The organism is Phyllobacterium trifolii (genome assembly GCF_014192095.1).
Classification (GTDB): Bacteria; Pseudomonadota; Alphaproteobacteria; order Rhizobiales; family Rhizobiaceae; genus Phyllobacterium; species Phyllobacterium trifolii.
In genome coordinates this window covers 109,921-136,071 of sequence record NZ_JACHXN010000005.1, presented here as the reverse complement: position 1 = coordinate 136,071, position 26,151 = coordinate 109,921, and the positions used below count along the sequence as shown (strand labels likewise).

The 26,151-nt window shown below is 55.3% G+C and carries 31 protein-coding genes; 18 read left to right on the top strand and 13 right to left on the bottom strand.

The annotated features are described in order from the left end of the window. Window positions 1-32: 32 nt before the first annotated feature. On the top strand, window positions 33-2,039 hold the full coding sequence (locus tag FHS21_RS09530; RefSeq protein ID WP_183661752.1) for a thioredoxin domain-containing protein: 2,007 nt from the start codon (window positions 33-35) through the stop codon (window positions 2,037-2,039). A 3-nt stretch (window positions 2,040-2,042) separates the two neighbouring features. Here FHS21_RS09530 and rho read toward each other — a convergent pair whose 3' ends face one another. From rho to hemE, 3 genes are all read right to left on the bottom strand, one after another. Beyond that, window positions 2,043-3,308 (bottom strand): transcription termination factor Rho, encoded by a 1,266-nt coding sequence (gene rho / locus FHS21_RS09525; RefSeq protein WP_106714794.1) that lies wholly within the window; start codon window positions 3,306-3,308, stop codon window positions 2,043-2,045. Window positions 3,309-3,505: 197 nt separating this feature from the next. Beyond that, window positions 3,506-4,045, bottom strand: a complete 540-nt coding sequence (hemJ, locus tag FHS21_RS09520) for a protoporphyrinogen oxidase HemJ (RefSeq protein ID WP_112524909.1) — start codon at window positions 4,043-4,045, stop codon at window positions 3,506-3,508. A gap of 22 nt (window positions 4,046-4,067) precedes the next feature. Then, a complete protein-coding gene (gene hemE / locus FHS21_RS09515) occupies window positions 4,068-5,099 on the bottom strand; it encodes a uroporphyrinogen decarboxylase (protein WP_112525216.1) in 1,032 nt (343 codons plus the stop codon). Window positions 5,100-5,511: 412 nt separating this feature from the next. Here hemE and FHS21_RS09510 point away from each other — a divergent pair, with 412 nt between their 5' ends. The 5 genes from FHS21_RS09510 (at window position 5,512) to dnaQ (ending at window position 9,163) form a co-directional block, all read left to right on the top strand. Beyond that, entirely contained in the window at window positions 5,512-6,333 is an 822-nt protein-coding gene (locus FHS21_RS09510; RefSeq protein WP_112551785.1) for a pyruvate, water dikinase regulatory protein, read from the top strand. Between the two features lie 28 nt (window positions 6,334-6,361). Further along, a complete protein-coding gene (locus FHS21_RS09505) occupies window positions 6,362-6,955 on the top strand; it encodes a Maf-like protein (protein WP_112524905.1) in 594 nt (197 codons plus the stop codon). Next, window positions 6,948-7,805 carry a shikimate dehydrogenase gene (locus FHS21_RS09500; RefSeq protein ID WP_112524903.1) on the top strand — a complete coding sequence of 286 codons (858 nt, stop codon included), beginning with the start codon at window positions 6,948-6,950 and terminating at the stop codon, window positions 7,803-7,805. Before FHS21_RS09505 ends, FHS21_RS09500 begins: the two co-directional genes overlap by 8 nt. After that, window positions 7,802-8,383, top strand: a complete 582-nt coding sequence (gene coaE, locus FHS21_RS09495) for a dephospho-CoA kinase (protein ID WP_112524901.1) — start codon at window positions 7,802-7,804, stop codon at window positions 8,381-8,383. The genes FHS21_RS09500 and coaE overlap by 4 nt, the downstream gene beginning before the upstream one ends. Before the next feature lie 69 nt (window positions 8,384-8,452). After that, window positions 8,453-9,163 carry a DNA polymerase III subunit epsilon gene (gene dnaQ / locus FHS21_RS09490; protein ID WP_112525214.1) on the top strand — a complete coding sequence of 237 codons (711 nt, stop codon included), beginning with the start codon at window positions 8,453-8,455 and terminating at the stop codon, window positions 9,161-9,163. 52 nt (window positions 9,164-9,215) lie between these two features. Here dnaQ and secB read toward each other — a convergent pair whose 3' ends face one another. Together secB and FHS21_RS09480 are read right to left on the bottom strand one after the other, a co-directional pair. Next, window positions 9,216-9,722: a protein-export chaperone SecB gene (secB, locus tag FHS21_RS09485; protein ID WP_112524899.1), complete on the bottom strand. Its 507-nt coding sequence runs from the start codon at window positions 9,720-9,722 to the stop codon at window positions 9,216-9,218. Between the two features lie 128 nt (window positions 9,723-9,850). Then, window positions 9,851-10,333: an FxsA family protein gene (locus FHS21_RS09480; RefSeq protein WP_112524897.1), complete on the bottom strand. Its 483-nt coding sequence runs from the start codon at window positions 10,331-10,333 to the stop codon at window positions 9,851-9,853. Window positions 10,334-10,511: 178 nt separating this feature from the next. Here FHS21_RS09480 and FHS21_RS09475 point away from each other — a divergent pair, with 178 nt between their 5' ends. The 4 genes from FHS21_RS09475 to FHS21_RS09460 are packed head-to-tail and all read left to right on the top strand — an operon-like array spanning window position 10,512 to window position 13,262. Next, complete coding sequence (locus FHS21_RS09475; protein ID WP_112525212.1) at window positions 10,512-11,207, top strand: Tim44/TimA family putative adaptor protein; 696 nt, start codon at window positions 10,512-10,514, stop codon at window positions 11,205-11,207. Window positions 11,208-11,227: 20 nt separating this feature from the next. After that, the gene (gene mltA, locus FHS21_RS09470; RefSeq protein ID WP_112524895.1) at window positions 11,228-12,343 is read left to right on the top strand and encodes a murein transglycosylase A; all 1,116 of its coding nucleotides are present in this window, start codon (window positions 11,228-11,230) and stop codon (window positions 12,341-12,343) included. Then, complete coding sequence (locus FHS21_RS09465; protein ID WP_112524893.1) at window positions 12,340-12,894, top strand: Smr/MutS family protein; 555 nt, start codon at window positions 12,340-12,342, stop codon at window positions 12,892-12,894. The genes mltA and FHS21_RS09465 overlap by 4 nt, the downstream gene beginning before the upstream one ends. Continuing rightward, window positions 12,891-13,262, top strand: a complete 372-nt coding sequence (locus tag FHS21_RS09460; protein WP_112524891.1) for a helix-turn-helix domain-containing protein — start codon at window positions 12,891-12,893, stop codon at window positions 13,260-13,262. The genes FHS21_RS09465 and FHS21_RS09460 overlap by 4 nt, the downstream gene beginning before the upstream one ends. Here FHS21_RS09460 and FHS21_RS09455 read toward each other — a convergent pair. The 4 genes from FHS21_RS09455 to hslV form a co-directional block, all read right to left on the bottom strand. Further along, the gene (locus tag FHS21_RS09455; RefSeq protein ID WP_112525210.1) at window positions 13,259-14,227 is read right to left on the bottom strand and encodes a DUF1402 family protein; all 969 of its coding nucleotides are present in this window, start codon (window positions 14,225-14,227) and stop codon (window positions 13,259-13,261) included. The two genes, FHS21_RS09460 and FHS21_RS09455, sit on opposite strands and share 4 nt — an antisense overlap. Window positions 14,228-14,392: 165 nt before the next feature. Further along, window positions 14,393-15,700: an ATP-dependent protease ATPase subunit HslU gene (hslU, locus tag FHS21_RS09450; protein WP_112524889.1), complete on the bottom strand. Its 1,308-nt coding sequence runs from the start codon at window positions 15,698-15,700 to the stop codon at window positions 14,393-14,395. Then, the gene (locus FHS21_RS09445; protein ID WP_112524887.1) at window positions 15,697-16,254 is read right to left on the bottom strand and encodes a GNAT family N-acetyltransferase; all 558 of its coding nucleotides are present in this window, start codon (window positions 16,252-16,254) and stop codon (window positions 15,697-15,699) included. The genes hslU and FHS21_RS09445 overlap by 4 nt, the downstream gene beginning before the upstream one ends. Next, entirely contained in the window at window positions 16,244-16,798 is a 555-nt protein-coding gene (gene hslV / locus FHS21_RS09440; RefSeq protein ID WP_112524885.1) for an ATP-dependent protease subunit HslV, read from the bottom strand. The genes FHS21_RS09445 and hslV overlap by 11 nt, the downstream gene beginning before the upstream one ends. Window positions 16,799-17,012: 214 nt before the next feature. On the opposite strand from hslV, the gene hisB reads away from it, so the two are divergent. Genes hisB through coaA form a run of 7 tightly spaced genes read left to right on the top strand, consistent with a single transcriptional unit; the run spans window position 17,013 to window position 21,629 of the window. After that, the gene (gene hisB, locus FHS21_RS09435; protein ID WP_112524883.1) at window positions 17,013-17,621 is read left to right on the top strand and encodes an imidazoleglycerol-phosphate dehydratase HisB; all 609 of its coding nucleotides are present in this window, start codon (window positions 17,013-17,015) and stop codon (window positions 17,619-17,621) included. A 3-nt stretch (window positions 17,622-17,624) separates the two neighbouring features. Next, complete coding sequence (locus FHS21_RS09430) at window positions 17,625-18,110, top strand: DUF2628 domain-containing protein (protein ID WP_112524881.1); 486 nt, start codon at window positions 17,625-17,627, stop codon at window positions 18,108-18,110. Between the two features lie 2 nt (window positions 18,111-18,112). Then, window positions 18,113-18,763 carry an imidazole glycerol phosphate synthase subunit HisH gene (hisH, locus tag FHS21_RS09425; RefSeq protein WP_112524879.1) on the top strand — a complete coding sequence of 217 codons (651 nt, stop codon included), beginning with the start codon at window positions 18,113-18,115 and terminating at the stop codon, window positions 18,761-18,763. Beyond that, a complete protein-coding gene (hisA, locus tag FHS21_RS09420) occupies window positions 18,760-19,503 on the top strand; it encodes a 1-(5-phosphoribosyl)-5-[(5-phosphoribosylamino)methylideneamino]imidazole-4-carboxamide isomerase (protein ID WP_112524877.1) in 744 nt (247 codons plus the stop codon). The genes hisH and hisA overlap by 4 nt, the downstream gene beginning before the upstream one ends. Next, complete coding sequence (gene hisF / locus FHS21_RS09415) at window positions 19,500-20,285, top strand: imidazole glycerol phosphate synthase subunit HisF (protein WP_112524875.1); 786 nt, start codon at window positions 19,500-19,502, stop codon at window positions 20,283-20,285. Before hisA ends, hisF begins: the two co-directional genes overlap by 4 nt. Before the next feature lie 16 nt (window positions 20,286-20,301). Beyond that, on the top strand, window positions 20,302-20,625 hold the full coding sequence (locus FHS21_RS09410; RefSeq protein WP_112524873.1) for a phosphoribosyl-ATP diphosphatase: 324 nt from the start codon (window positions 20,302-20,304) through the stop codon (window positions 20,623-20,625). A gap of 2 nt (window positions 20,626-20,627) precedes the next feature. Continuing rightward, window positions 20,628-21,629, top strand: a complete 1,002-nt coding sequence (gene coaA / locus FHS21_RS09405) for a type I pantothenate kinase (protein WP_183661750.1) — start codon at window positions 20,628-20,630, stop codon at window positions 21,627-21,629. On the opposite strand, the gene FHS21_RS09400 is transcribed toward coaA, so the two are convergent. From FHS21_RS09400 to FHS21_RS09385, 4 genes are all read right to left on the bottom strand, one after another. Then, window positions 21,616-22,230, bottom strand: coding sequence for an alpha-ketoglutarate-dependent dioxygenase AlkB family protein (locus FHS21_RS09400; RefSeq protein WP_112525208.1), 615 nt, complete (start codon window positions 22,228-22,230; stop codon window positions 21,616-21,618). The genes coaA and FHS21_RS09400 overlap by 14 nt on opposite strands. A 71-nt stretch (window positions 22,231-22,301) precedes the next feature. Then, window positions 22,302-22,760, bottom strand: coding sequence for a peptidoglycan-binding protein LysM (gene lysM, locus FHS21_RS09395; RefSeq protein WP_112524871.1), 459 nt, complete (start codon window positions 22,758-22,760; stop codon window positions 22,302-22,304). A 116-nt stretch (window positions 22,761-22,876) separates the two neighbouring features. Next, complete coding sequence (gene arfB / locus FHS21_RS09390) at window positions 22,877-23,314, bottom strand: alternative ribosome rescue aminoacyl-tRNA hydrolase ArfB (protein ID WP_112524869.1); 438 nt, start codon at window positions 23,312-23,314, stop codon at window positions 22,877-22,879. A 112-nt stretch (window positions 23,315-23,426) separates the two neighbouring features. Further along, the gene (locus FHS21_RS09385; protein WP_112524867.1) at window positions 23,427-25,040 is read right to left on the bottom strand and encodes a phosphoenolpyruvate carboxykinase; all 1,614 of its coding nucleotides are present in this window, start codon (window positions 25,038-25,040) and stop codon (window positions 23,427-23,429) included. 307 nt (window positions 25,041-25,347) lie between these two features. On the opposite strand from FHS21_RS09385, the gene FHS21_RS09380 reads away from it, so the two are divergent. Then, entirely contained in the window at window positions 25,348-26,067 is a 720-nt protein-coding gene (locus FHS21_RS09380) for a response regulator transcription factor (RefSeq protein WP_162701788.1), read from the top strand. Window positions 26,068-26,151: the final 84 nt, after the last annotated feature.

Here is a 26,151-nt window from a genome sequence, read left to right as displayed (position 1 = left end):
GCGTTTCATTCGAAAAGGGTGTTGCAGTTTCGATGTTTGATAAAGCCAATCTGCTCGGCCACGAATCCAGCCCCTATCTGCGCCAGCATGCGACAAACCCTGTCCACTGGCGGCCATGGGGCAAGCTCGCATTGGACGAGGCTCGAGAAGCCGGCAAGCCCATTCTATTATCCGTTGGCTACGCCGCCTGCCATTGGTGCCATGTCATGGCGCATGAGTGTTTCGAAGACGGTGAAGTCGCAGCGCTGATGAACGATCTCTACATCAATGTGAAAGTGGATCGCGAAGAACGGCCTGACATCGATCAGATCTATATGGCCGCTCTCGGTGCAATGGGCCAACAAGGCGGGTGGCCGCTGACCATGTTCCTCACGCCGGGGGCGGAGCCCTTCTGGGGCGGGACATATTTTCCCAAGCACTCCAAGTATGGCAGGCCGGGCTTCCTTGATGTGCTACGTTCGATCAGCTCAGCCTGGCTTCAGGATCGGACGCGCGTCGAGCAAAATGTCCGTCTGATTACCAAGCACGTGAGCGGGCGGCTTAATGCCCAAGCTGATTCTACGGCAATAAATAAAAATCTGTTCGATCAGTTCGCCGCAGATGTTTACAGCATGATCGACCTAGCTAAGGGAGGCCTATCTGGTGCCCCCAAGTTTCCAAATGCTCCTTTCATGGACACGCTGTGGCTATCCTGGCTCCGAAATGGCGAGATAGCTCATCGAGACGCTTTTCTAACCTGCCTGAAAACAATGCTTCAGGGCGGGATTTACGATCATCTAGGCGGCGGATTATCGCGCTATTCGGTCGATGACGATTGGCTGGTGCCGCACTTCGAAAAGATGCTCTACGACAATGCGCAGCTCATCCGCCACGCCACATACGCATATGCCCAGACCCAAGATGAATTGTTCCGTACCCGAATCGAAGAGACGGTCGGGTGGCTGCGACGTGAAATGCTTATCGACGGACGCTTTGCTTCCAGTCTTGACGCTGACAGCGAAGGGGAGGAGGGTCGCTTCTACGTCTGGGAGGCTGCCCAAATCCCTGATGAACCAGAATTCCAGACTTTCCGCCAAGTCTATGATGTGCACGAGGAGGGGAACTGGGAGGAAAAGACGATCCTCAATCGCCTCCACGCTCTCGACAGTCTCGATGCCGACGTTGAACGACAACTGGCCGGCGCAAGGCAGATGCTCTTTTCCATACGGGAGAACCGTGTTCGCCCCGGACGGGATGATAAAGCACTGACCGATTGGAACGGTCTGATGATCCGCGCGCTCGCAGAGGCTGCACGCGCATTCGATCGGCCGGATTGGTTGCAACTAGGCGCTACAGCTTATCGTTCCATATCCGAATCGACTGTGGATGGGCGGCTTCCGCATTCGGTCCTCGGTGAATCGAAACTGTTTCCAGGGCTATCATCAGACTATGCTTCGATGATCAACGCGGCTCTATCGCTCTATGAGGCGACGCAGGAAAAGCCATATATCAAGGATGCGCAGCATTGGCTGACAATGCTGGACAAATGGCACAAGACCGAAGACGGTAATTATGCGCTTAGCGCTTCTGACAGCGCGAATGTCATCATTCGCGTGCGCGGCGATCAGGATGAGGCAATACCCAGCGCCACCAGCCAGGTCATCGAAGCGATGACGCGGCTGGCGACGGTCGCGGGAGATGAGGAACTTCGGCAGAATGCGGAACGTATAGCTGAGAATGCGCTGGGCCGGGTGATCCAACAGCGTTACGGACAGGCTGGGGTTTTCAACAGCGCCAGCCTTCTTCTTGAGCCGTTGAAACTGGTTATCGTTGCGCCGGAGTTAGACCATCCCCTTATGAAACTGGCGGCTCACACACCTGACCCACGCCGTAGCGATATATGGATTGAGTTTCGCAAAGGCGAAAAGATGGAACTCGTTCCTGGCGCCGGCGAGGTCACAATAAACAAACCCGCAGCCTATTTGTGCCGCGGGTTCGTCTGTCTTGCACCAGTGGAGACAACCGAAGAGCTTCAAGCACTGCTTCGGCCAAATCCTTAAACATTACGTATTCATCGAATCGAAGAATTCACCGTTGGTCTTGGTCTGCTTGAGCTTGTCGATAAGGAACTCGATTGCATCTGTCGTGCCCATGGGAGCGAGAATACGGCGCAGAACGAAAATCTTCTGCAAATCCTGACGCGGCACGAGAAGGTCTTCCTTACGCGTACCGGATTTCAGAATATCCATGGACGGGAAGATGCGCTTGTCGGCGACCTTGCGGTCGAGCACGATTTCGGAGTTGCCAGTACCCTTGAACTCTTCGAAGATGACTTCATCCATACGGCTGCCCGTATCGATCAGCGCTGTCGCGATAATTGTCAGCGAACCGCCTTCTTCGATATTACGCGCGGCACCAAAGAAACGCTTCGGCCTCTGCAGGGCATTGGCATCGACACCACCGGTCAATACCTTACCGGATGACGGCACCACGGTATTGTAGGCGCGGCCAAGCCGGGTAATGGAATCGAGCAGAATAACAACATCGCGGCCGTGTTCGACAAGACGCTTTGCCTTCTCGATAACCATCTCCGCGACCTGTACGTGGCGTGACGCGGGCTCATCGAAAGTAGACGACACGACTTCGCCCTTCACCGAGCGCTGCATGTCGGTCACTTCTTCCGGACGTTCGTCGATCAGAAGGACGATAAGATAGCATTCCGGATGATTGGCAGTGATCGAATGCGCAATATTCTGCAAGAGTACGGTTTTACCCGTGCGGGGCGGGGCAACAATCAGTCCGCGCTGGCCTTTGCCAAGTGGCGCGACCAGATCGATGACGCGAGCGGAAAGATCCTTGGTGGTAGGATTCTCCAGTTCCATCTTGAAGCGTTCATTTGGATAAAGCGGCGTCAGATTGTCAAAATGGATCTTGTGGCGGATTTTTTCCGGATCTTCGAAGTTGATGGTATTAACCTTGAGAAGGGCGAAATAGCGCTCACCTTCCTTCGGCCCGCGGATAGGCCCTTCCACTGTATCGCCTGTCTTCAGCGAAAAACGCCGGATCTGCGACGGTGAAATATAGATGTCATCGGGGCCCGGAAGATAATTGGCATTGGCAGAGCGCATGAAGCCGAAGCCATCCTGCAAAATCTCGACCACGCCTTCGCCGATGATTTCTACCTCCTGCGAGGCTAATTTTTTCAAGATCGCAAACATCAATTCCTGTTTGCGCATGACGCTGGCGTTTTCAACCTCAAGCGATTCGGCAAAGGCGAGAAGGTCAACCGCGGTCTTGTTCTTGAGTTCTTGTAGTTTCATTTCCTGCATGTGTGCGGAACTCTTAATTCTATTGGTGTGAAATGGGAAAGGGAAATGACGATGCCTGAATGCAGTGCCACTAAAAATGGCCGAAGATTGCTGTGGCGGTATTTCCGGAGAGGAGGCCCTTGTCTAGCCAATCATGGCCATAAGGGCAAGAGATTTCATCAGTGGTATTGATCACTGACTAAAATTTTTATTATCGATCAAAATGGCTTTATGATGACCATGATCACAATAATGACCATCAGCACGGTCGGTACCTCATTCATCATACGCCAGAAGCGAACCGTCTTCACGTTTCGATCCTCTGCAAATAGCCGTACCGCCTTGGAAAAATAACCATGTACGCCCGAAAGAATGAGAACAGATAGAAACTTGACGTGAAACCAGCCATCCATGTAAGCGGCCGATTGCCAGGCAAGCCACAGCCCCGCGAGCCAGGTCACACCCATGGCGGGATCGATGATCGCCTTTAACAGGCGATTTTCCATCACCTTGAAGGTTTCGGATTGAACTGAACCCGGTTCGGCAGCGCAGTGATAAACAAACAATCGCGGCAAATAGAGCATGCCAGCCATCCACGAGATAACGGCTATGACATGGATCGCTTTAACCCATAGATAGGCGCCGCTGGGATATAGGAAAACCAGCGTGATGACACAAAGCGCCACAGCCGCCGCGATCAGCCGCGGCAGAACTGGAATTTTCTTCGATTCCGTATTGATCAATTTGATATCGCTCATGCTGCTTGCCTACCCTTGAGAATCAGGTCCGGATGGTGGCCTGACGTACGCGGTTCACCATCTGCTCAACATGGGACACCGGCGCATCCGGTGTAATGCCATGACCCAGATTGAAGATCAGTGGTCCCTGACCCAACGCATCCAGAATAGCATCGATGCCATCGTCCAGAGCCCGACCACCAGCAACGACCCGCAAGGGATCGAGATTGCCCTGAACTGCGCCACCACCCTGCAATGAAGAGGCCATGGAAAGCGGCACTGACCAATCCAGTCCGAGTGCGGTGACACCGGTACGCTCCCGATAATTCACATAAAGCGCACCCGCGCCCTTGGGGAACCCGATAATCGGAACATCCGGATGGACTTCGCGAACCTTTTTAACGATTGCCGCAACCGGCGCCACGCAAAACTGCTCGAAGCACGCTTCATCGAGAACGCCAGACCAGGAATCGAAAATCTGCACCGCATCGGCACCCGCATCTATCTGACGGATGAGGTATTCAGCGGACACATCAGCGAGCTCGACCAGTAGCTTTTGAAATGCTTCCGGGTTGCGATAGGCAAAAAGCCGGGCAGGAGCCTGATCCGGTGTGCCATGCCCGGCAATCATATAGGTCGCCACCGTCCAGGGCGCCCCACAGAAGCCAAGCAAGGTTGTCTCGGTAGGGAGTTGCTGCCGTAGCAGCCGCACGGTCTCGTAGACCGGCTCCAGGCGATCAGCAGCACCTTTCGATTCCAGCCAGAATATCCCATCCTTGTCGATCGGGGTCATCAGTGGGCCCCGTCCTTCCTCAAAGCGAAGATCGCGCCCGAGCGCGTGCGGGACAACCAGAATATCAGAAAACAGGATTGCCGCATCAAAACCAAAACGGCGGATAGGCTGCATGGTCACTTCGACAGCCAGGTCCGGCGAATAGCACAGGTCGAGAAAGCTGCCAGCGTTCTTTCGCACTTCTCGATATTCGGGAAGATAGCGCCCCGCTTGGCGCATCATCCAGATTGGTGGAGGAAAGACAGTCTCGCCTCCAAGGACTTTCATCACTTTGCGAACCATCATTGGTCACTCCCAGTCTGTCTTACAAAAAAGAAATTTAGATCTAATTGGATTTTCTGATTCTTAGAGTCTGTTTGTAATGGGAATTACCACATTGCCAGAATTTTCCCACAACGAACAATTCCGGGTTCAATCCAGAATAACTGCAGCAACGTTTCCAAGGGTAGTGGTAAAAATCGATATAAATCAATAATATCAATTATTTAACTTAGCATCAATTGTGGATAATCCTGTGAAAACCATGGGAAAACAGGCGAAAAGTCGCAATAGTCCACAGAATTGTAAAACGATCGGAAAGAGTTCCCACAGTCAGGCTCGCTGTGGATGACTTGCCAACAATTCACATGGCTGCCATCAGTTGTGGACGCGCTGGCACTTTGTCCCCAGTCATCAACAAGACGTGGAATTTTCTGTGACGAAACCGATAAACTACTTTCATCTTCACATGATCTCTGATGCGACGGGAGAGACTCTCATCGCAGCCGGTCGTGCCGCCGCGGCACAATATGCCCATGCACGGGCGATTGAGCATGTCTATCCACTGATAAGGACCGAAAAGCAGATCAAAAGAGTGCTGGAAGGCATAGATGCCGAGCCGGGTATTGTCCTTTACACGATCGTCGATCAGCGCCTCGCCGCCATGATCGACGACACTTGCGCGGCAATCGGCGTTCCCTGTGTCTCCGTTCTCGAGCCGGTCCTGACGCTGTTCCAATCCTATCTGGGTGCTCCGGCGGGGCGGCGCGTCGGCGCCCAGCACGTTCTCAATGCAGAATACTTCCAGCGGATTGACGCGCTCAATTTCACAATGGAGCATGACGATGGCCAGCTCCCACCGGATATCGAGGAAGCGGATGTCATTCTGATCGGCATTTCGCGCACGTCGAAAACGCCAACCAGCATCTACCTCGCCAATCGCGGCATCAAGACGATCAATGTTCCCATCGTTATCGGGGTGCCTATACCAGACGTTCTTGTGAAATCCGAACGGCCCCTGATTGTCGGGTTGGTCGCTTCAGCGGAACGTATTTCACAGGTACGTCAGCACCGTGTTCTGGGCGCGGCACTCAGCTTCGACGCGGATCATTACCTCGATCGCGCCAATATTATAGAAGAACTGACCTATGCACGGCAGATTTGCCATCGGCATAACTGGCCGATGATCGATGTTTCTCGCCGTTCAATCGAAGAAACTGCGGCGGCAGTTCTTGCCCTGCGTTCGCAGGGGCGGTAACGCATCGCTGGTCAAGGGAGAACCAAACATGGATATCATTCTCGCCTCCAAAAGCCCGTTCCGTGCCACATTGTTGAAAAACGCTGGTATTGCTTTCACCGTTCAGTCGGCTGACATCGATGAACGAGCCGTGGAAGCGCCCTTATATGATAGCGGCGCAACGCCAGAAGATGTCGCGCAGATTCTGGCGGAGGCAAAAGCTCTTGACGTCAGTGAACGCAACCCTTCCGCACTAGTGATCGGTTCCGATCAGACCCTTTCCCTGGGCGATGAGATACTGCACAAGGCGGAAGACATGGAAGCGGCTCGCCGGCAATTGCTGAAACTGTCTGGAAAAACGCATCACCTCAACAGCGCGGTCGTTCTCGCCAAGGATGGTCAGACATTGTGGCGCCACGTGTCGGTCGCACGCATGACTTTGCGCGATCTCGATCCGGGTTTCATTGGCAAATACCTGTCGCGCGCTGGAACTATCGCTTTGCAAAGTGTTGGCGTTTATCAATTCGAGGGCGAGGGCGTTCAGCTGTTCGAAAAGGTCGATGGCGACTATTTCACCATAGTGGGTTTACCGCTTTTGCCATTGCTCGCCGAGTTACGCCGTGAGGGCGCGATAGATGGCTGATCATCCAAAGGCGTTTGTTACGGGATTCCCTATTCGCCACTCGCGTTCGCCGTTGATCCACGGCTATTGGCTAAAGAAGTATGGCCTGGAAGGCTCGTATCAGGCCATCGAGATTGCGCCGGAAGGCTTTACTGATTTTGTCCAGAGCCTGCAGAACAATGGTTACACCGGCGGCAACGTTACAATACCGCACAAGGAGATGGCATTTGCCTTGTGCAAAAAGCGCGACAGTGCCGCTGAAGATATAGGCGCCGTCAACACGCTATGGTTTGAGGATGGGGAGTTGTGGGGTGGTAATACCGATGCCTACGGTTTCCTCGCCAATCTGGATGCGCTTGGCCCAGGCTGGGACAATGGCGACAAAGCGCTAGTTCTCGGCGCAGGCGGTGCCAGTCGTGCAGTCGTTTATGCGCTGAAGCAGCGAGGATTTAATGAGATCCGCATAGTCAATCGCACGGTGGACCGAGCGCAGGCACTTGCGGATCGCTTTGGGCACGGCATTAGCGCGCACGGATGGCGGGCAATTCCCGAGTTGCTGCAAGACGCCACATTCATTGTCAACACGACGTCACTGGGCATGGAAGGCAAGGATGATCTGACCTTTGATCTGTCGTCCGCAAATGCAAATGCCTTGTTGACCGACATTGTCTATGTTCCGCTGGAAACACCGCTGCTGAAGGCCGCGCGGGCGCATGGGCTGAGAACGGTGGACGGACTTGGCATGTTGTTGCACCAGGCTGTTCCCGGTTTCAAACATTGGTTTGGTGCCACACCGGAAGTCACGCCGGAACTGCGAGCACTCATTCTTGCCGATATGGACAGACCGACCCACGGTGGGAAGCCCACATGATCGTGCTTGGCCTGACGGGTTCCATCGGCATGGGCAAGTCAACATCCGCTCAGATGTTCATTGACGAAGGCATACCGGTTTACTCGGCAGATGAGACTGTGCATCGGCTTTATTCTGGTGCGGCCGCTCCATTGATCGAAGAGGCGTTCCCTGGAACGACCGAAGACGGCAAGGTGGATCGCACGAAACTTTCCGCCGCAGTCATGGGAAATCCCGTGGCCCTGAAAAAGCTTGAGGCGATTGTCCATCCGCTGGTTCGGGCCGAGGAAAACAGATTTCGAGATGGTGCGCGCGCCAGCGGTGCGAAACTGGTTGTCGTCGATATTCCTTTGCTCTTTGAAACGGGGGCTGAAGACCGGGTTGACAAGATACTCGTCGTTACCGCGCCTGAAGAAGTGCAACGAAAGCGCGTTCTCGAACGTCCCGGCATGACATCAGACAAGCTGGACGCCATTCTGGCACGCCAGACTCCGGATGCGGAAAAGCGCGCCCGCGCCGATTTCATCATCGACACGCGCCATACTTTTGACGTCACCCGAGGTGAAATTCGCAAGATTATCCGTCTGCTCACAGTATAGAGGGGAAACATCCAGTCCCCACTTGCCCGCATTGGCCAATTCGTGGAACTTGGGCAAAAGGGTGATTCCATGCGCGAAATCATATTTGATACAGAAACAACTGGCCTCGACCGGCTTGACGACCGGGTCATAGAGATCGGTGGCGTTGAGCTTATCAACCGGTTCCCGACCGGACGGACATTCCATGTCTACATCAATCCCGAAGGCAAGGTCATCCATCCTGATGCGCTGGCCGTGCACGGTATTAGCAATGACAAGCTGGCCGATAAGCCGCTTTTCGCCGGGATACTCCATGACTTCCTTGATTTCATCGATGGGGCGAAATTGATTGCCCACAATGCGACATTCGATATGGGCTTCATCAATGCGGAGCTCAACCGGCTCGGTCATCCGCCAATCCACAATGACCGCGTCGTGGATACACTGGCGCTGGCGCGGCGAAAACATCCGATGGGGCCGAATTCGCTCGACGCCCTCTGCAGGCGCTATGGTATCGACAACAGCCACCGCACAATGCACGGCGCTCTGCTGGATTCGCAGCTCCTCGCTGAAGTCTATATCGAGCTGATCGGCGGCAAACAGGCTGCACTTGGCCTTACGATTGCCGAACAGGCAAACAACCGGCAGCCTAGCGATGTTTCGGGAACAATTATCATTTCCCGCCGACCAATACCGCTTCTACCTCGTTTAACTGAGGCTGAGAAAATGGCCCACGCGCACCTGGTCGAAAAGATTGGCGACAAGGCCATCTGGAACGAACGCATAGCTTTTGCTGCTTGAATGAAAAAAACCCGGGCGAGACCCGGGTTTTTTCAACTTTAAATAGTCTGGCTCAGCTGACTTGCGCCTTGGCCTGCTCTTCGGCCATGCGCTGCTGGAACATTTGCGCGAAATCGATCGGGTCGATCATCAGCGGGGGGAAACCGCCATTGCGTGTGGCTTCCGCAATGATCTGGCGCGCGAACGGGAACAGCAGGCGCGGGCATTCGATGAACAGCAGCGGCAAGAGGTGTTCCTGCGGGAAACCGACAAGCCTGAACACACCGCCATAGACGAGTTCAGCATTGAAAAGGACATCTTTGCCTTCGCTCGCCTTTGCCGACAACGTGAGAACGACATCAAAATCGTTTTCGGCGATCGGATTGGCGTTGACGTTGACATTGATGCTGATACCGGGAGCATTTTCGCGCGGACGCAGCGACAACGGAGCGCCAGGGCTTTCAAAGGAAAGGTCCTTTACATACTGCGCCAGAATGTTCAGCGTCTGCTGCTGAGCGGAACCGTTGCCACTTGTCGCTTCGTTGCCGTTCTCGGCCTTTTCATCAGGCTTTTGAGCCATTGTCTGGAAACCTTCTTCTGTTACGTCCGCTTTGCACGGTTATCGAATGAATGCTGGGTCGCTAGCATGTGTGCTTCAACGAGGCAAGGCTCTCGCACTAGTCTCATGGTTCAATGACACGCCGAATTCTACCGTTTGGGGTTCCAGGGCGAGTCCGGATCAGGCTTGCTCGAGTAGTCTTCAGGATCGAGCTCGATGACCCGGTCCTTGACGCGCGGTGTGTCGGGACGGCCACGACGGTGTCGGCCAGAATCGACAACGACCACACGATCACTGATGCAACGCCAGCCAAAGTCACGAACAGCGGGGATGAAAAGCAGCAGGCCTATGATGTCGGTGATGAATCCGGGTATGATCAGCAGGAACGCCGCGAAGACCAGCATGACACCATGAACCAGTTCGCGTTTTGGTGTACGGCCAGCGGCTGTTTCTTCGCGAATTCTCTGGATAAGGCCGAGGCCTTGAAAGCGTAACAGGAATACGCCGACAAAAATCGACAGAATTATCAGACCGAGCGTCGCTAAGACACCGATCTTGCTGCCGACTATAATGAAACCGGCGATTTCAAGAAATGGCAAAGCCAGAACGAAAAGGGGCACAAGAGATCGCAAACTAATTTACCTTTCAAAGGACATATCCGGATATTATCCATAGCCGGTGTCAATTTCATGCCTATATAGGATAGCGTGAAGAGTATTTGTATGATTGCAGTTGGCAATCTATATGTTTTTGGTATTTCGACGGAAGATTGAAAGCCGTAAACAAACATTAGGATGAATGGCAGGCGACATGGAATATCTGGACTTCGGAACGATTTTCTTTTTCGTGGCAGCAGTGGTGATTTTCCTGCAGCTACGCAAGGTCCTTGGCCGCCGCACCGGCAGTGAACGCCCGCCGTTCAATCCCTATACACGTACCGCCGACGCCGATGACAAGGCCAAATCTGGCGACAATGTCGTTTCGTTGCCGCGACGCGGCGACGTGAAGGAAAACAGCTTCGAAAAGATCGATGCCATTTCCAAGCCGGGTACGCCCTTGAATGATGGCCTGCGCGCTATCCAGGACGCGGATCCGGCATTCGAGCCTGCGAAGTTCCTCGAAGGTTCGAAAATGGCCTATGAGATGATCGTCATGTCGTTTGCCGATGGTGACCGCAAGACGCTGAAGACGCTTCTGTCGCGCGAAGTCTTCGACGGTTTTGTTTCTGCCATTACCGATCGCGAAGCGCGCGGCGAGAAAGTGCAGTCGTCATTCGTCGGGATCAACAAAGCGGAAATCATCGGCGCCGAAATGAAGGGCACTGAGTCCCATGTTACGGTGCGCATCACCAGCGAACTTATTTCGGCAACGCTCGACAAGGATGGCGTCGTGATCGATGGGGACAAGGAAGCGGTTGCAGAGGTCAAGGATGTCTGGACCTTTGCGCGTGATACGAGGTCGAAAGACCCGAACTGGAAGCTGGTCGCGACTGAAGCCGAAGACTAAGTCAAAGGTCTCGGACGAGCATGCTGTCGCCCCTCTTCAAATTGGTGGATTTCGCTGACTGCCCCGGTTGGCGGGATGACCAGCACCTCGAAGCGTTTCGCGCGTTCGCTCTTTCGGCAGAGCAGGTCCAGATAAAGCCTTATAAATCCGGATCGCTCGGCATCAACTTCGAAGCCCTTGCACCGATTCTTGCTGATTCACGTGAAACAATCGTCGAGTCCGACGGCCAGGCAAGGGCCTTTTTCGAGAAATGGTTCCGTCCCGCGCGCATTGAAAATACCGAAGAGAATACCGAAGCAGTCAGTGGTTTTGTGACCGGCTTCTACGAACCGGAAGTGGTTGCCTCGCCGGTTCGCACTGCGAGATTTACCGTTCCATTCCTGCGCCGTCCCGCGGATTTGGTCGATGTCGACGACAACAACCGGCCCGAGGGCTTTGATCCCTATTTTGCCTTTGCGCGGCAAGCGCCGGCGGGCCTCGTCGAGTATTTCGACCGACCGGCCATCGAGAGCGGAACGCTCGAGGGCCGAGGACTGGAGATTGCTTATGTGGAAAGCCAGATAGATGCTTTCTTCATCCACGTGCAGGGCGCTGCACGGCTAAAGATGACCGACGGTCGCTTGCGTCGCATCACCTATGCGGCAAAGACCGGGCATCGGTTCACCGGCATTGGCAAGATCCTGCTCGAAAGCGGTGAAGTTGCGCCGGACAGAATGTCCATGCAATCCATCCGTAGCTGGCTTGCCGATCACCCGGACAGAGCTCAGGCACTGATGTGGAACAACCGCTCTTACATTTTCTTTCGCGTGGCCGAAGTTGACGATGCAACGATGGGGCCAATCGCTGCCGCGAAAGTCCCCCTGACGGGCGGCCGGTCGCTCGCAGTCGACCGGCTTCTGCATACATTTGGCACGCCGTTCTATATTCATGCGCCGAATTTAAAGGCTTTTGGCGGGGAGCGCTTTGCAAGGCTGATGATCGCCCAGGACACAGGCTCCGCCATCGTTGGTCCGGCACGTGGCGATCTCTTCGCCGGTTCTGGCGATGCGGCGGGCGAGATCGCTGGGGGTATCCGCCACAAGGCGGATTTCTATGCGCTGGTTCCCCGTGTTCTTCTGGCAGCAGCAGAACGATGAAGAAGAAGTCAGCAAAGGATGAATTCGCCACTTTGGAGGACCGGATCCTCTGGGAAACGGTGGCCAAGACTGCCCGCCCGCTCAAGGGCAAGGAGAAGCCCACTTTTCTGATCGATGAAAAGAAAGAGCAGGTTTCGATACATCCGTCTGCACCGGAAAATCCGAGACCGGTCCTCGCAGCGGTAGAGGCGAAGCCGACGCCGGCACATCGCCTTCATCCAATCGATCGGCCAACACACAAGAAGATCGCCAAGGGACGGGTTGTCATAGAAGCGAGGATTGATCTGCACGGCCTGACCCAAAGCGAGGCCTATGGCTTGCTTCTCGGGTTCCTGCAACGCGCTCATCTGCGCAAACTTCGGCATGTTCTTGTCATCACCGGAAAGGGCTCATCCATGGGCAGCGATGGCGTGCTGCGTCAGGCGGTTCCCATGTGGTTTATGACGCCGTCGTTTCGCATCCTGGTCAATGGCTATGAAGATGCTGCTCGCAATCATGGCGGCACAGGTGCGATCTATGTTCGTATGCGCCGTCAGCCGGAGGCACCGTGACGCCTTTTGGTGCAAAATTGCGCGATCTGCGCGCGGAACGCGGCATCTCGCAAAAGGATATGGCCAAGTCCATCGGAGTATCGGCCGCCTATCTGTCAGCTCTTGAACACGGCAGGCGCGGTCAGCCGACTTGGGACAAGCTGCAGCGCATCATCCAGTATTTCAATATTATCTGGGACGAGGCCGAGGAATTGCAGCGGCTGGCGATGATCTCGGACCCGCGAGTCATTATCGATACGGGTGGGCTTTCACCCGCCGCGACAAAACTCGCGAACCTCCTTGCCGCACGAATTGGTGAACTCGACGAGGAGACCACCCGGATGTTGGTCGTTAAGTTGGAGGCAATACCGGAAAAGCGAAAACGCTAGAAAAGTGCGCTCAACTGGTCGATCTTGTCGTTGACCAGCCAGCCATAGTAATTCTCTTCTGGCAGTTGCGGCTGTTCGCCATTGGCGACACGAGCCAAGTTAGAGTCAGCCAGCGCCCGCGCACGGCTGTCGGAACCCCCCGTATTGTAAAGTGTCGCCGTAATACCCGGATTTTTGGAAATGTCGAAGTCGGCAACGCGGCGGTAGACATCGATCGAGTGTTTTAACGTTGCCGCCATGTAAGGCAGGGTAAGATCCGGATCCATAATGGTCTTGTAAACATCGGCAGCATGGTCGGCATCGAGCTTCGGCAGGCCTGAATAGCGGTTGACCATGTCGGTCATCTGCAGTGCAATCAATGGGCTCAGTTGCCCAAGGCCAAAACTTTGCCCTGCGTAGAACGGCTGGAAGAATACGGCACTGAAACGATTGTTGGGGAAACGCTTGCCGCCAACAGATTTGCCGCGGAAATCCGCTTCCCAGACATTTTCGCGACATGTCCAAAGGCGCAAACTGTCTTTGAATTGTACACAAGAAGAAAATTGCGGACGTCTGACGAAGTCGCCGATTGACTCACCCTGATAATCGAAACTCAGGCCTTGTTGTACGTAGGAAATAGCTTTGACGTAATAAGTCTGGAGCCGGTCATAGGCATCGACATTATAGGTATGCTCGCCAACAAGCGCGCCAACGATATGAACCGGATCAATACCATAAGTGCGCGCAACGCTGGCGATCTTCGATCGCAGCTTGGAGTCGGTTTTCAGCAGGTTGTATATTTTCTGATATTTCGCTTCGTATGTAGTGTTCAACTCGCGCGTTCGCTTGGCGGAGGCGGCTGGAACACCCGGCTGGGTCGCATTGCGGTTGCCTTCGGGAACAATGGTCACAGCCTGTGCCGGTTGCAAAGTGACCAGCAACAGCGAGAGACAGCTTGTCGCGAAAAGGATCAGGTGGCGGTTCATCATCGGTCCAGAAATTGATTGGACGCTCCGAATAGCGCCTTGCACCCTCGAAAGCCAGAAAAACCTGACTGAAAGACCGTTCTGAAACAAAAATGCCCCCGCGTAGCACAAGGGGGCATTAAGGGATAAGTGATGATTATTCAAACACAAGGCCCGAGATAAGCGCTACAGTATGAACCGGGAGAGATCGGCATTCTTGGCAAGATCTCCGACAGTCTCCCGTACATATTTGGCATCTATCGTGTGTTCGGCGCCCGATTTGTCAGGCGCATTGAACGAAATGTCATCAAGCACCCGTTCCATGACCGTCTGCAGACGTCGCGCGCCGATGTTCTCGACAGTCGAGTTCAGATCGACTGCAATATCAGCCAAAGCGTCAATGGCGTCATCGGTGATGTTGAGCGTGACCTCTTCAGTCGCCATCAACGCGATATATTGCTTGAGCAGACTGGCTTCCGGCTCGGTCAGAATGCGGCGCATGTCATCGCGAGTCAGAGCGCTAAGCTCCACCCGGATCGGCAGACGGCCCTGCAGCTCCGGCAGTAGGTCAGAGGGCTTCGAAACATGGAACGCACCAGATGCGATAAACAGGATATGGTCTGTCTTGATCGGACCGTACTTGGTGGCGACGGTCGTCCCTTCCACCAATGGCAGCAAGTCCCGTTGCACGCCTTCGCGTGAAACGCCGGCACCCATGCCGCCATCACGAGCGGCAATCTTGTCGATCTCGTCAAGGAATACGATGCCGTCATCCTCGGCAGAACGCAGGGCTTCCTGGGTGATCTGATCCTGATCGAGGAGCTTGTCAGATTCGTCATTGATCAGGACACCGTACGATTCCTTGACCGTCGTCTTCACCGTCTTGGTGCGGCCGCCCATGGCCTTGCCCAGCATGTCACTGAGGTTGAGCACGCCGATGTTTGCTCCGGGCATGCCCGGCAGCTCGAAATTCGGCATGCCTGAACCGGTGTCCGCAACCTCGACCTCGATCTCCTTGTCGTCGATCAGACCATCACGCAGTTTCTTACGGAAGCTGTCGCGCGTTGCCGGGCTTGCGGTCTTGCCCACCAATGCATCGAGAACGCGTTCTTCCGCATTGACATGCGCCTTGGCCTTCACATCCTCGCGCTTCTTTTCGCGCACGAGACCGATGGCGACTTCGACGAGATCGCGAATGATTTGTTCGACATCGCGGCCGACATAGCCGACCTCGGTAAATTTGGTTGCTTCCACCTTGATGAAGGGTGCACCGGCAAGCTTGGCGAGGCGGCGGGATATTTCCGTCTTGCCGACGCCGGTAGGTCCGATCATCAGAATATTTTTCGGCATCACCTCTTCGCGCATCTGGCCCTCCAGCTGCTGGCGGCGCCAGCGGTTACGCAGGGCGATAGCGACGGCGCGTTTGGCGTCATTCTGGCCAATAATGTAGCGGTCGAGTTCAGAGACGATCTCGCGAGGGGAAAATGTTGTCATTGTAATCTCGTTTCCTGCCCGTCGTCGGGCGATTGTTCAAACACAAGGTCAGGGTTGTCCCGTGCCATCATGAGGGCTGGACCGTAAATGGATGTCCGGGTATCGAAAGCGACGAAGCCCGCCTTTTGGTATGCCTTGATCGCCTGGCTGTTCGCTGGGTCAGGATCGACGATAACGCGAGGCACGCCTTCTTCGAAGAGCAGCGACACGAACTCATCAAGCAGACGAGGACCGTGGCCCTGACCGATCAGATCGGGTACGCCGATGAACTGGTCGAGTCCGAGTGTCCCGGTCGGCTGATCCTGGTAAGGGTGATCATCCTCCAGGTGTGGATCGTAGGTCTGCAGATAGCCAATCGCTTCATCGCCGAGCATGATGATGAACGGCTCCACGGACACGCTGTCCATGTGTTCCGCGATTGACGCCATCTCTACGTCGGAATCCTCATTCCACCATTTTGCCACGTGCGGCTCCGCCAGCCATTCCGAAATCATGTTCAAATGGCGGGGTTCCACCGGGATGAAGCGGTAGCGGAAGGTTGGCTCATTCGGCATCGAGGCTCTCGAGTGTGACGCTCGAATTCGTATAGATGCAAATGTCGGCGGCGATCTGCATGGCACGGCGGGCGATTTCTTCGGCGCTCAAATCCGTATCGGCAAGGGCGCGTGCAGCGGCTAACGCATAATTGCCGCCGGAGCCAATGGCCATGACACCATGTTCGGGTTCAAGCACATCGCCAGTACCGGTCAGCGCAAGGGTGACCGACTTGTCGGCGACAAGCATCATGGCTTCCAGCCGGCGAAGATAGCGATCAGTGCGCCAGTCCTTGGCGAGTTCGACACAGGCGCGCGTCAATTGATCCGGATATTGCTCGAGCTTGCTTTCCAGCCGCTCAAGCAGGGTGAATGCATCGGCGGTGGCACCGGCAAATCCGGCGATGACATTGCCTTTGCCAAGTCGGCGTACCTTGCGCGCGTTGCCTTTCATGACCGTATTGCCAAGGCTGACCTGCCCGTCGCCGGCAATGACAACCTTGCCATCCTTGCGGACAGTGACAATCGTGGTTCCATACATGGTTGAGGGATTGTGTTCTTGCATTCAATTCTCCTTCAAGCAAATTCGATTATGCCCCAAATGGCAGCAGATCGAACCCCTTCTGTTCCACTTATGTATGAAGCGCTCGCAGAATTGCAAATGCTGCTCAGGTCACGACCTTGGTCTACGCCATCAAAGCATTTGGAGATTCGCCATTCGTGTTTTAGAAGGCCTCATTTGGAACGGTTTTTTACAACCCCTGTGGCGGGAAACAGTAATGACAAGCGTCAACACACGCACCGCGAAGATCGAGCGAAGCACCAAGGAAACCAGCATTGCCGTTTCGGTCAATCTGGATGGTACCGGGGCGTTCGATATTTCTACTGGCGTCGGATTCTTTGACCATATGCTGGAGCAGCTCTCCCGTCACTCTCTGATCGACATGGATATCAAAGCCAAGGGCGACCTGCATATCGATGATCACCACACAGTGGAAGATACGGGCATCGCCATCGGCCAGGCTATTGCCAAGGCGCTGGGTGATCGCCGCGGCATCACCCGTTACGCCTCGCTGGATCTCGCCATGGATGAAACGCTGACTCGCGCTGCCCTCGATATCTCGGGCCGTCCATTTCTCGTATGGCAAGTGGAGTTCTCCGCGGCAAAAATCGGCACCTTCGATACGGAACTTGTCCGTGAGTTCTTCCAGGCGCTGGCGCAGAATACCGGAATGACATTGCATGTATCGAACCTTTATGGCGCCAACAATCACCATATCGCCGAGACCTGCTTCAAGGCGGTCGCGCGCACGTTACGGCACGCCATAGAAACCGATCCGCGGCAGAAGGATGCTATTCCATCCACCAAGGGTACTTTGAAAGGCTGAAACATGGCCAGTTTCATTGTGTTGGCACCTGAGCTTGACGGCCAGCGTGACGATGACAAAACCGTCTTCGTCAGGGATGGCTTTGCCTTGCTTGCCTTTATCCTGACTGTTCCCTGGCTGCTGGTGCAGCGGCTATGGTTTGAAGCGGCAGTCGTTTTTGGATCGATGGTCGTGATTTCTGGAGTGGGCACCTATACCGGCCACGAAGACATGGCCGGGTTTATCACGGTGCTGCTTTCGCTCCTCGTCGGCTTTGAAGGTAATAATTGGCGCATCGCGGCCCTTGAACGTCGCGGCTTCAGCGAGCTCGGTGTTGTCGATGCGCGCAATGCGAACGATGCTGAAACGGCGTGGTTCCTCGGCGAAAACTTCGTTTCATCGCCTGAAGTACCTGTGAGCGCTCACCCGGCGGTACCTTCGCTGCAAGCAACCCACAAGCCGGTGCTCAGCGGCATGGTCGGACTCGTTAGCCACCGCGGAGAAAACTGAGCATGCGCGTCGCCATCATCGATTATGGGTCGGGCAATCTCCGTTCGGCAACAAAGGCATTCGAGCGTGCCGCGCGGGAGAGTGGCGTCGATGCGAGCATCGATCTGACAGCCGATGCTGACCGGGTCCGTACGGCTGATCGCATCGTCCTTCCGGGCGTTGGCGCCTACGCCGATTGCCGCCGCGGTCTCCATGCGGTCGAGGGCATGGTCGAGGCCATCCATGAAGTAGCCGTGGAAAAAGCGCGGCCGTTTCTCGGGATTTGCGTGGGCATGCAGCTGATGTCGTCGCGCGGGCTGGAAAAGACCATTTCGACCGGTTTTGACTGGATCAAGGGCGACGTTCGAGAGATGGTGCCATCGGACCCGGCGTTGAAAATTCCGCAAATCGGCTGGAACACGATCCGGCTTACCCGTCCGCACCCATTGTTCGACGGAATTAAGACCGGGCCGCAAGGCCTCCATGCCTATTTTGTCCATTCCTACTTTCTCGATGCCGAGATGGAAAATGATGTAGTCGCCGTTACCGACTATGGCGGGCCGGTTACCGCTGCCGTAGCCAATGACAACATGGCGGGGACACAGTTTCATCCGGAAAAGAGTCAGGCGCTGGGCCTCGCTCTGATCGCCAATTTTTTAAGGTGGAATCCGTGATCCTTTTTCCGGCAATCGATCTGAAAGACGGCCAGTGCGTGCGGCTGAAGCTTGGCGACATGGATCAGGCGACGGTCTACAACGCCGACCCGGCAGCTCAGGCCAAAGCCTTTGAAGATCAAGGGTTTGAGTGGCTGCATGTGGTTGATCTGAATGGGGCTTTTGCCGGCCAATCAATCAACGGCGCTGCTGTCGAAGCGATCCTGAAGGCGACGAAAAATCCTGTACAGCTTGGCGGCGGCATCCGCACACTCGATCATATCGAAAGTTGGCTGGCGAAAGGCCTGTCGCGGGTCATCCTCGGCACCGTTGCCGTGCGCGATCCGGCGCTGGTGATCGAGGCCTGCAAGCGCTTTCCAGGCAGGGTTGCCGTCGGCATCGATGCCAAAGGCGGAAAGGTTGCCGTTGAAGGCTGGGCCGAGGCCTCGACATTGGGTGTGATCGAGCTGGCGAAAAAGTTCGAGGGTGCCGGTGTCGCCGCGATCATCTACACGGATATTGATCGTGACGGGGTACTTACGGGCATCAACTGGGAATCGACACTGCAACTTGCCGAAGCAGTCTCGATCCCAGTCATCGCTTCCGGCGGCCTGGCTTCGATCGCCGATGTCGTTCGCATGACCATGCCCGACGCACAAAAGCTCGAAGGCGCGATTTCCGGCCGCGCGCTTTATGACGGGCGTATCAATCCTGCAGAAGCATTAAAGGTGCTTCGCGATGCAAGGGAGCGCGCCGCATGACCCTCAAAGCCCGTGTCATACCCTGCCTCGACGTCAAGGATGGACGTGTCGTCAAAGGCGTAAACTTCGTCGATCTCATCGATGCCGGTGACCCGGTCGAGGCGGCGAAGGCCTACGACGCTGCGGGGGCAGACGAACTCTGCTTCCTCGACATCACGGCTTCTTCCGACAATCGCGAGACAATTTTCGATGTGGTAGCTCGCACCGCCGAGCAATGCTTTATGCCGCTGACAGTCGGCGGGGGCGTGCGCACGGTTGGCGACATCCGCAAGCTCTTGCTGGCGGGTGCCGACAAGGTATCAATCAACACCGCTGCCGTGGACAATCCTGATTTTATTGCCGAGGCCGCGGACAAGTTCGGCAATCAATGCATCGTCGTCGCCATCGATGCCAAGAAGGTGTCCCGCGAGGACGAGGCCGATCGCTGGGAAATCTTTACCCATGGCGGAAGACGGGCGACAGGCATCGATGCCGTCGTGTTTGCGCGCAAGGTGGTCGATCTTGGTGCGGGCGAAATTCTGCTGACCTCGATGGACCGCGATGGCTCGAAGATCGGCTACGACATTCCCGTCACGCGGGCGATTGCCGATGCGGTTCGTGTTCCGGTTATCGCTTCCGGCGGTGTCGGTAATCTTGACCACATGGTTGAAGGCATTCTCGGAGGCCACGCTTCGGCAGTGTTGGCCGCTTCCATTTTTCACTTTGGCACCTATACGATCGCGCAAGCTAAGGCCCACATGGCAGCGGCGGGTATCCCGATGCGCCTGGACCCTGTCGGCTGACTGGAGATCTAATCTTATGAGTTCATTCACCCTTGCTGACCTTGAACGCATCGTGGTGCACCGCGCCACGTCGGCAGACACCAAATCCTATACGGCCAGCCTTTATGCCAAGGGGATTGGCAAGGCCAGTCAGAAGCTGGGAGAGGAAGCGATTGAAACCGTCATTGCCGCTGTTTCGAGGGACAGGCAGGGTGTTATTTCGGAAAGTGCAGATTTGCTCTATCATCTTCTCGTCGTCCTCGGGATCTCCGGCGTAAAACTCGGCGAAGTGCTGGAAGAGTTGGAGCGGAGAACGGCGCAGACGGGACTTGAGGAAAAAGCGGCGCGAGGACATGACTGATCATGTTTAAAGCTCCGGCTCTTGAACGGCAGACGGGAGAGGATGTCGTGGATCAGTTGGCACCCAGCGAGTTTTCGCCTTACCGGTTTTACAGTGCCGAGAGGTGGGCGGAATTTCGCGCTGATACGCCACTGACGCTAACCTATGATGAGGTCAAGCGGCTGCGCTCCCTCGGCGATCCGATCGACCTCGACGAGGTGAGCAGAATTTACCTATCGCTGTCGCGGCTGTTGTCGGCGCATGTCGAGGCGAGCCAGCTGTTATTCTATCAGCGCCGCCAATTCCTCAACACCGGAGACGCCTTCAAGACACCGTTCATTATCGGCATTGCGGGCTCGGTGGCCGTTGGCAAATCTACTACCGCGCGCGTTCTGAAAGAATTGCTCGCCCGTTGGCCATCGAGCCCCAAGGTCGATCTGGTTACCACGGACGGCTTTCTTTATCCGAACGAGGTCCTTCGAGCCAAAGGTTTGATGGAGCGCAAAGGTTTTCCCGAGAGCTACGATGTCGGCATGGTGTTGCGGTTCCTCTCGCAGATCAAGGCCGGCCAGCGCAACGTCAACGCGCCGCTTTATTCGCACCTGACCTATGATGTGCTGACGGGTCGCTATCAGACCGTCGATGCCCCGGACATCCTGATTTTCGAAGGGATCAATGTGCTTCAGGTCCGCGATCTGCCCGAAGACGGCAAAATGGTGCCATTCGTGTCGGATTTCTTTGATTTTTCGATATATATCGATGCCGATGAAGAGCAGATACACAATTGGTACATCAGCCGCTTCATGCGCTTGCGGGAGACGGCATTCAAGGATCCGAGCTCATTCTTCCATCGTTATTCGACGATTTCGGATGATTCCGCGCTGGCCATCGGCGAAAGCCTTTGGGCAAACATCAATCTGAAGAATCTGCGGGAGAACATTCTGCCCACACGTCCGCGCGCTGATCTCATTCTACGCAAGGGTGACAATCATCTGGTCGAGGAGGTTGCGCTCAGGAAGCTGTAACCCGTCTAAGCGTCAGGTTTATGCGGCCCGTACTTTTCAACAGCGTCGAAGTGCCGGGATAAATGCGATCGACGCCGTGAAACGCCATGCGGCCTTCCCCGCCAAGCACGATCACGTCACCGCTCGACAGCCGGATGGACTGCGTCTTGTCGTTGCGGTTCGTGCCGCCAGAGCGGAACAGGCACGCATCTCCGAGCGAGACCGAAACAACGGGCGCGTTCAAATTCTGCTCGTCGCGATCCTGATGCAAGCCCATTTTCGCCGTGTCGGAATAGAAATTGACGAGACAAGCCTCCGGCAGAAGCGGAAAATCGCCAACTTCCTGCCAGAGTTCGAGCAAGCGCTGCGGGATAGAAGGCCAAGGTCTTCGCGTCACAGGATGGACTGCCTGATAACGATAGCCGCCTTCCTTGTCGGTAACCCACCCGAGCACACCGCAATTTGTCATGCGCACGCTCATTTCCTTGCCGGTCTTCGGCATGGCAGGAACGTAAAGCGGCGCTTTGGTGACGACAGCTCGTATGTCCTCGACCAGCGCAGCCTGTTCGGCCGGACCAAAATGTTCGGGGAAGTAGCGAATGCCGGGAGCCAGCAAAAGCATCATCTATCCAACTATTCAAATTCAAAGGCCCGGCCGCTAGAGAGCCGGGCCGTTTGGCAATGGAGATGCGATCAGCCGAGTTCGGGGATTCTTAGCACCTGACCTGGATAAATCTTGTCGGGGTGCGTGAGCATCGGCTTGTTGGCTTCGAAGATGAGCGTATTCTTCGCGCCTTTGCCCTTGCCATACTGCGACTCGGCGATCTTCCACAGATTGTCGCCTTTCTTTACCGTATAGAACACTGGTTCCTTGGCGACGGAGCCGGTGGTGACTTCATCAACCTTCAGCCCTTCGGTCTCGACTTTGGAGATGCCCAGTGAATTTCCGACGGCGATGATCGCCTTTTCGAGTACTTCCTGATTGGTGACATTGCCTTTCAGAACTGCTTTGTCACCTTCAACCACTACCTGGACATTTTCAGTACCAAGCTTGTGGGAATCGAGTTCTTTCTTCAGCGCATCGGCACTTGGCTCGTCGTCGCCGATGCCGATTTTTTTGCCTACGGATTTAACGAAATCAAATAGTCCCATGTCTGGCTCCTGTTGATTGTTCAAACCGAAATAGTGTTGTGGCATTACGTGAAGCAGTTGAAAAGCCAAGATTAATACCTGCGGTTAATATTCGTTTCTATTAACAGGTTCTGACTCTAATCTCCCTTCACCTTGCCGCGCATCTTTTTGACATCGGCGCGTCCTGATTTTTCCTTGAGACGGCGCTCGATCGATCCCTTTGTTGGTCTGGTTTTCTTGCGCGGTGGCGGTGGCGGCTCTGCGGCCTTCGCAATCAGTGCAATCATGCGCTCGCGAGCGTCCTGCCTGTTGCGCTCCTGCGTGCGAAAACGGTTGGCCTCGATAAGCACATCGCCGTCTTTGGTCGCCCTTTGGCCCGCAAGTTTGATGAGGCGCGCAAAAACATCATCCGGTAAACCGGCACGTGCTGCCAAGAATCGCAGTTGTACAGCCGTCGAGACTTTGTTGACATTTTGTCCGCCGGGGCCGGCAGAGCGAATGAAGCTTTCCTCCAGATCGTCCTCGTCGATCCAGATTCTATTGCTTATTCTGATCCGGCTGCGGCTCTCTTCCATAAAAGGATTGGTAGCCTAATCTTTGATTCGCGGAAAGCACCACTCAGTGCCGCAAAAATGCAGAAAACCCCGCTGGACACCAGCGGGGTTTTGTTTTGAAAAAGTGAGGCGATTATTCCGCAGCGACCGGCGTATGCGGAGCTGCCGCCCTGACGTCACCGTCAACGTGGCCTTCGAACTTGCCAAAGTTGCGAATAAACATATCAACCAGCTTTGTTGCCTGGGCATCATAGCCGGGCTTGTCCGCCCAGGTCGAGCGGGGATCGAGGATCGCATCATCGACGCCCGGCACGGCAACAGGTACTGCGAAACCGAAATTCGGGTCTGTCCGGAACTGCGCGTTCTTCAGCGAACCGTCGAGCGCCGCTGCAAGCAGCGCCCGCGTTACCTTGATGGGCATGCGCTTGCCTGTGCCATGAGCACCACCGGTCCAGCCTGTGTTTACCAGCCAGCAATCGACGTTGTGATCGGCGATCAGCTGCCGCAGGAGATTGCCATATTCCGATGGATGACGCGGCATAAAGGGCGAACCGAAACACGTCGAGAACGTTGCCTCGGGTTCGGTCACGCCCCGTTCCGTACCGGCGACTTTGGCGGTGTAGCCGGAGAGGAAGTGATACATTGCCTGCGCCGGGGTAAGTTTGGCGATGGGCGGCATGACGCCGAAGGCATCCGCGGTCAACATGATGATGTTCTTCGGATGGCTTGCCTTGCCGGTCTTCGATGCATTCGGGATGAAGTCGAGGGGATACGCACAGCGCGTATTTTCCGTCAGCGAACCATCGTTGAAGTCCGGCTCCCGGTTTTCGTCGAGAACGACATTTTCAAGCACAGTGCCGAAACGCTGGGTCGTCGCGTAGATTTCCGGTTCCGCCTCGGCGGAAAGGCGAATGGTCTTGGCGTAGCAACCACCCTCGAAATTGAAAACACCGTGTTCGCCCCAGCCATGCTCATCATCACCGATCAGCGTACGAGTAGGATCAGCGGAGAGCGTGGTCTTGCCCGTGCCCGATAGACCGAAAAAGACGGCAGTATCGCCGTCCGGGCCCTCATTGGCCGAACAATGCATCGGCATGACGCCTTTGGCCGGGAGAATATAGTTGAGTGCCGTGAAGACGGACTTTTTCATCTCGCCGGCATAGGCCGAGCCTCCGATCAGCACGATCATGCGATTGAGATCGACAGCGATTACCGTTTCCGAGCGCGTGCCATGCTTTGCGGGATCGGCGCGGAAGGACGGAAGATCGATGATCGTCATCTGCGGCACGAAATCAGGCAGGGCGGCACGATCCGGGCGGATCAACAAATTGCGGATGAACAGTGAATGCCAGGCAAATTCAGTGATGACGCGCGTGTTCAGTCTGTACTCTTCATCGGCGCCGCCGATGAGATCCTGGACAAACAGTTCCTTGCCCTTTGCCTGCTCCACAAAATCGGCGTAAAGCAGTTCAAATGCCTCGGGTGACATCGGCGCGTTATTGTCCCACCAGACATGAGCGTCGGTTGACGCGTCGCGCACGACGAATTTGTCCTTTGGCGAGCGCCCGGTATGTTGGCCGGTACGGGCAACAAGCGCACCTTGCGCTGTCAGCTCCGCTTCGCCTCTGCGCAAGGTCTCCTCGTAGAGTTCCGCGGCTCCCAGATTATAATAGACCGCCGAAACATCCTTCAAGCCTGAGGTGCCGAGCGCGATCGTCGCGTTGTGAATACCGGTCTCTCTAGTCATGTGTCCGCCATTGTTTACGAATGCGTTGAGGGGTCAAGTTAACACGTGCTGCTTCCTGCATCTTCCAGCATGAATGCGGCTACCCATGCTCAAAAGCAGAAATACTGAATAGTATCAAATGTTTAATCGATTTAAAGAATTTAAATTTTTTTAAATCGTTTTAGATAAGGGAAATTTTGGGCATCCTTCCGTAAGCGTAAAAGCAAGTGAATCCGGCAGGGATGACACGACTGGCGATCTGTGCCACATTTTGTACCTAATTTGTCCGGCACAAGCACAGTTGTTTTGATGACATGAAAGGCAGGGCATGAGGGAAGTACCCGCAATGCAGACTATTGCGCTCGTCGACGACGATCGCAATATTCTGACATCCGTATCGATCGCGCTTGAATCGGAGGGCTATCGTGTCGAAACCTATACCGACGGTGCCTCTGCACTCGATGGCTTGATGGCTCGCCCGCCGAATCTAGCCATTTTCGACATCAAGATGCCGCGCATGGATGGGATGGAACTTCTGCGTCGTCTGCGCCAGAAGTCCGACTTGCCGGTCATTTTCCTGACCTCCAAAGACGATGAGATTGACGAACTGTTCGGGCTCAAGATGGGTGCCGATGATTTCATCACCAAGCCGTTTTCACAGCGCCTCCTCGTGGAGCGGGTAAAGGCAGTCCTGCGCCGTGTCGCGGCGAGGGAAAGCGCCGCAAAGCCCGGCAGTCCCCAGACGAAATCACTTGAGCGCGGCCAGCTTGTTATGGACCAGGAGCGTCACACCTGCACGTGGATGGGTGAACCGGTTACGTTGACCGTGACTGAATTTCTGATCCTGCACTCGCTGGCCCAGCGCCCAGGCGTCGTCAAAAGCCGTGATGCGTTGATGGATGCAGCCTATGATGAGCAGGTATATGTGGACGATCGCACCATCGACAGTCACATCAAGCGCCTGCGCAAGAAGTTCAAGGTCGTCGACGATGATTTCGATATGATCGAGACGCTTTACGGCGTTGGCTATCGCTTCCGCGAAACCTGATCGTCAGACTGGTTCCTTTCAAGGGGACTTCAGTGCGAAAACGTACCTGCGCTTTCAAAGCTACGTGATCCGCTGTAAAACAAG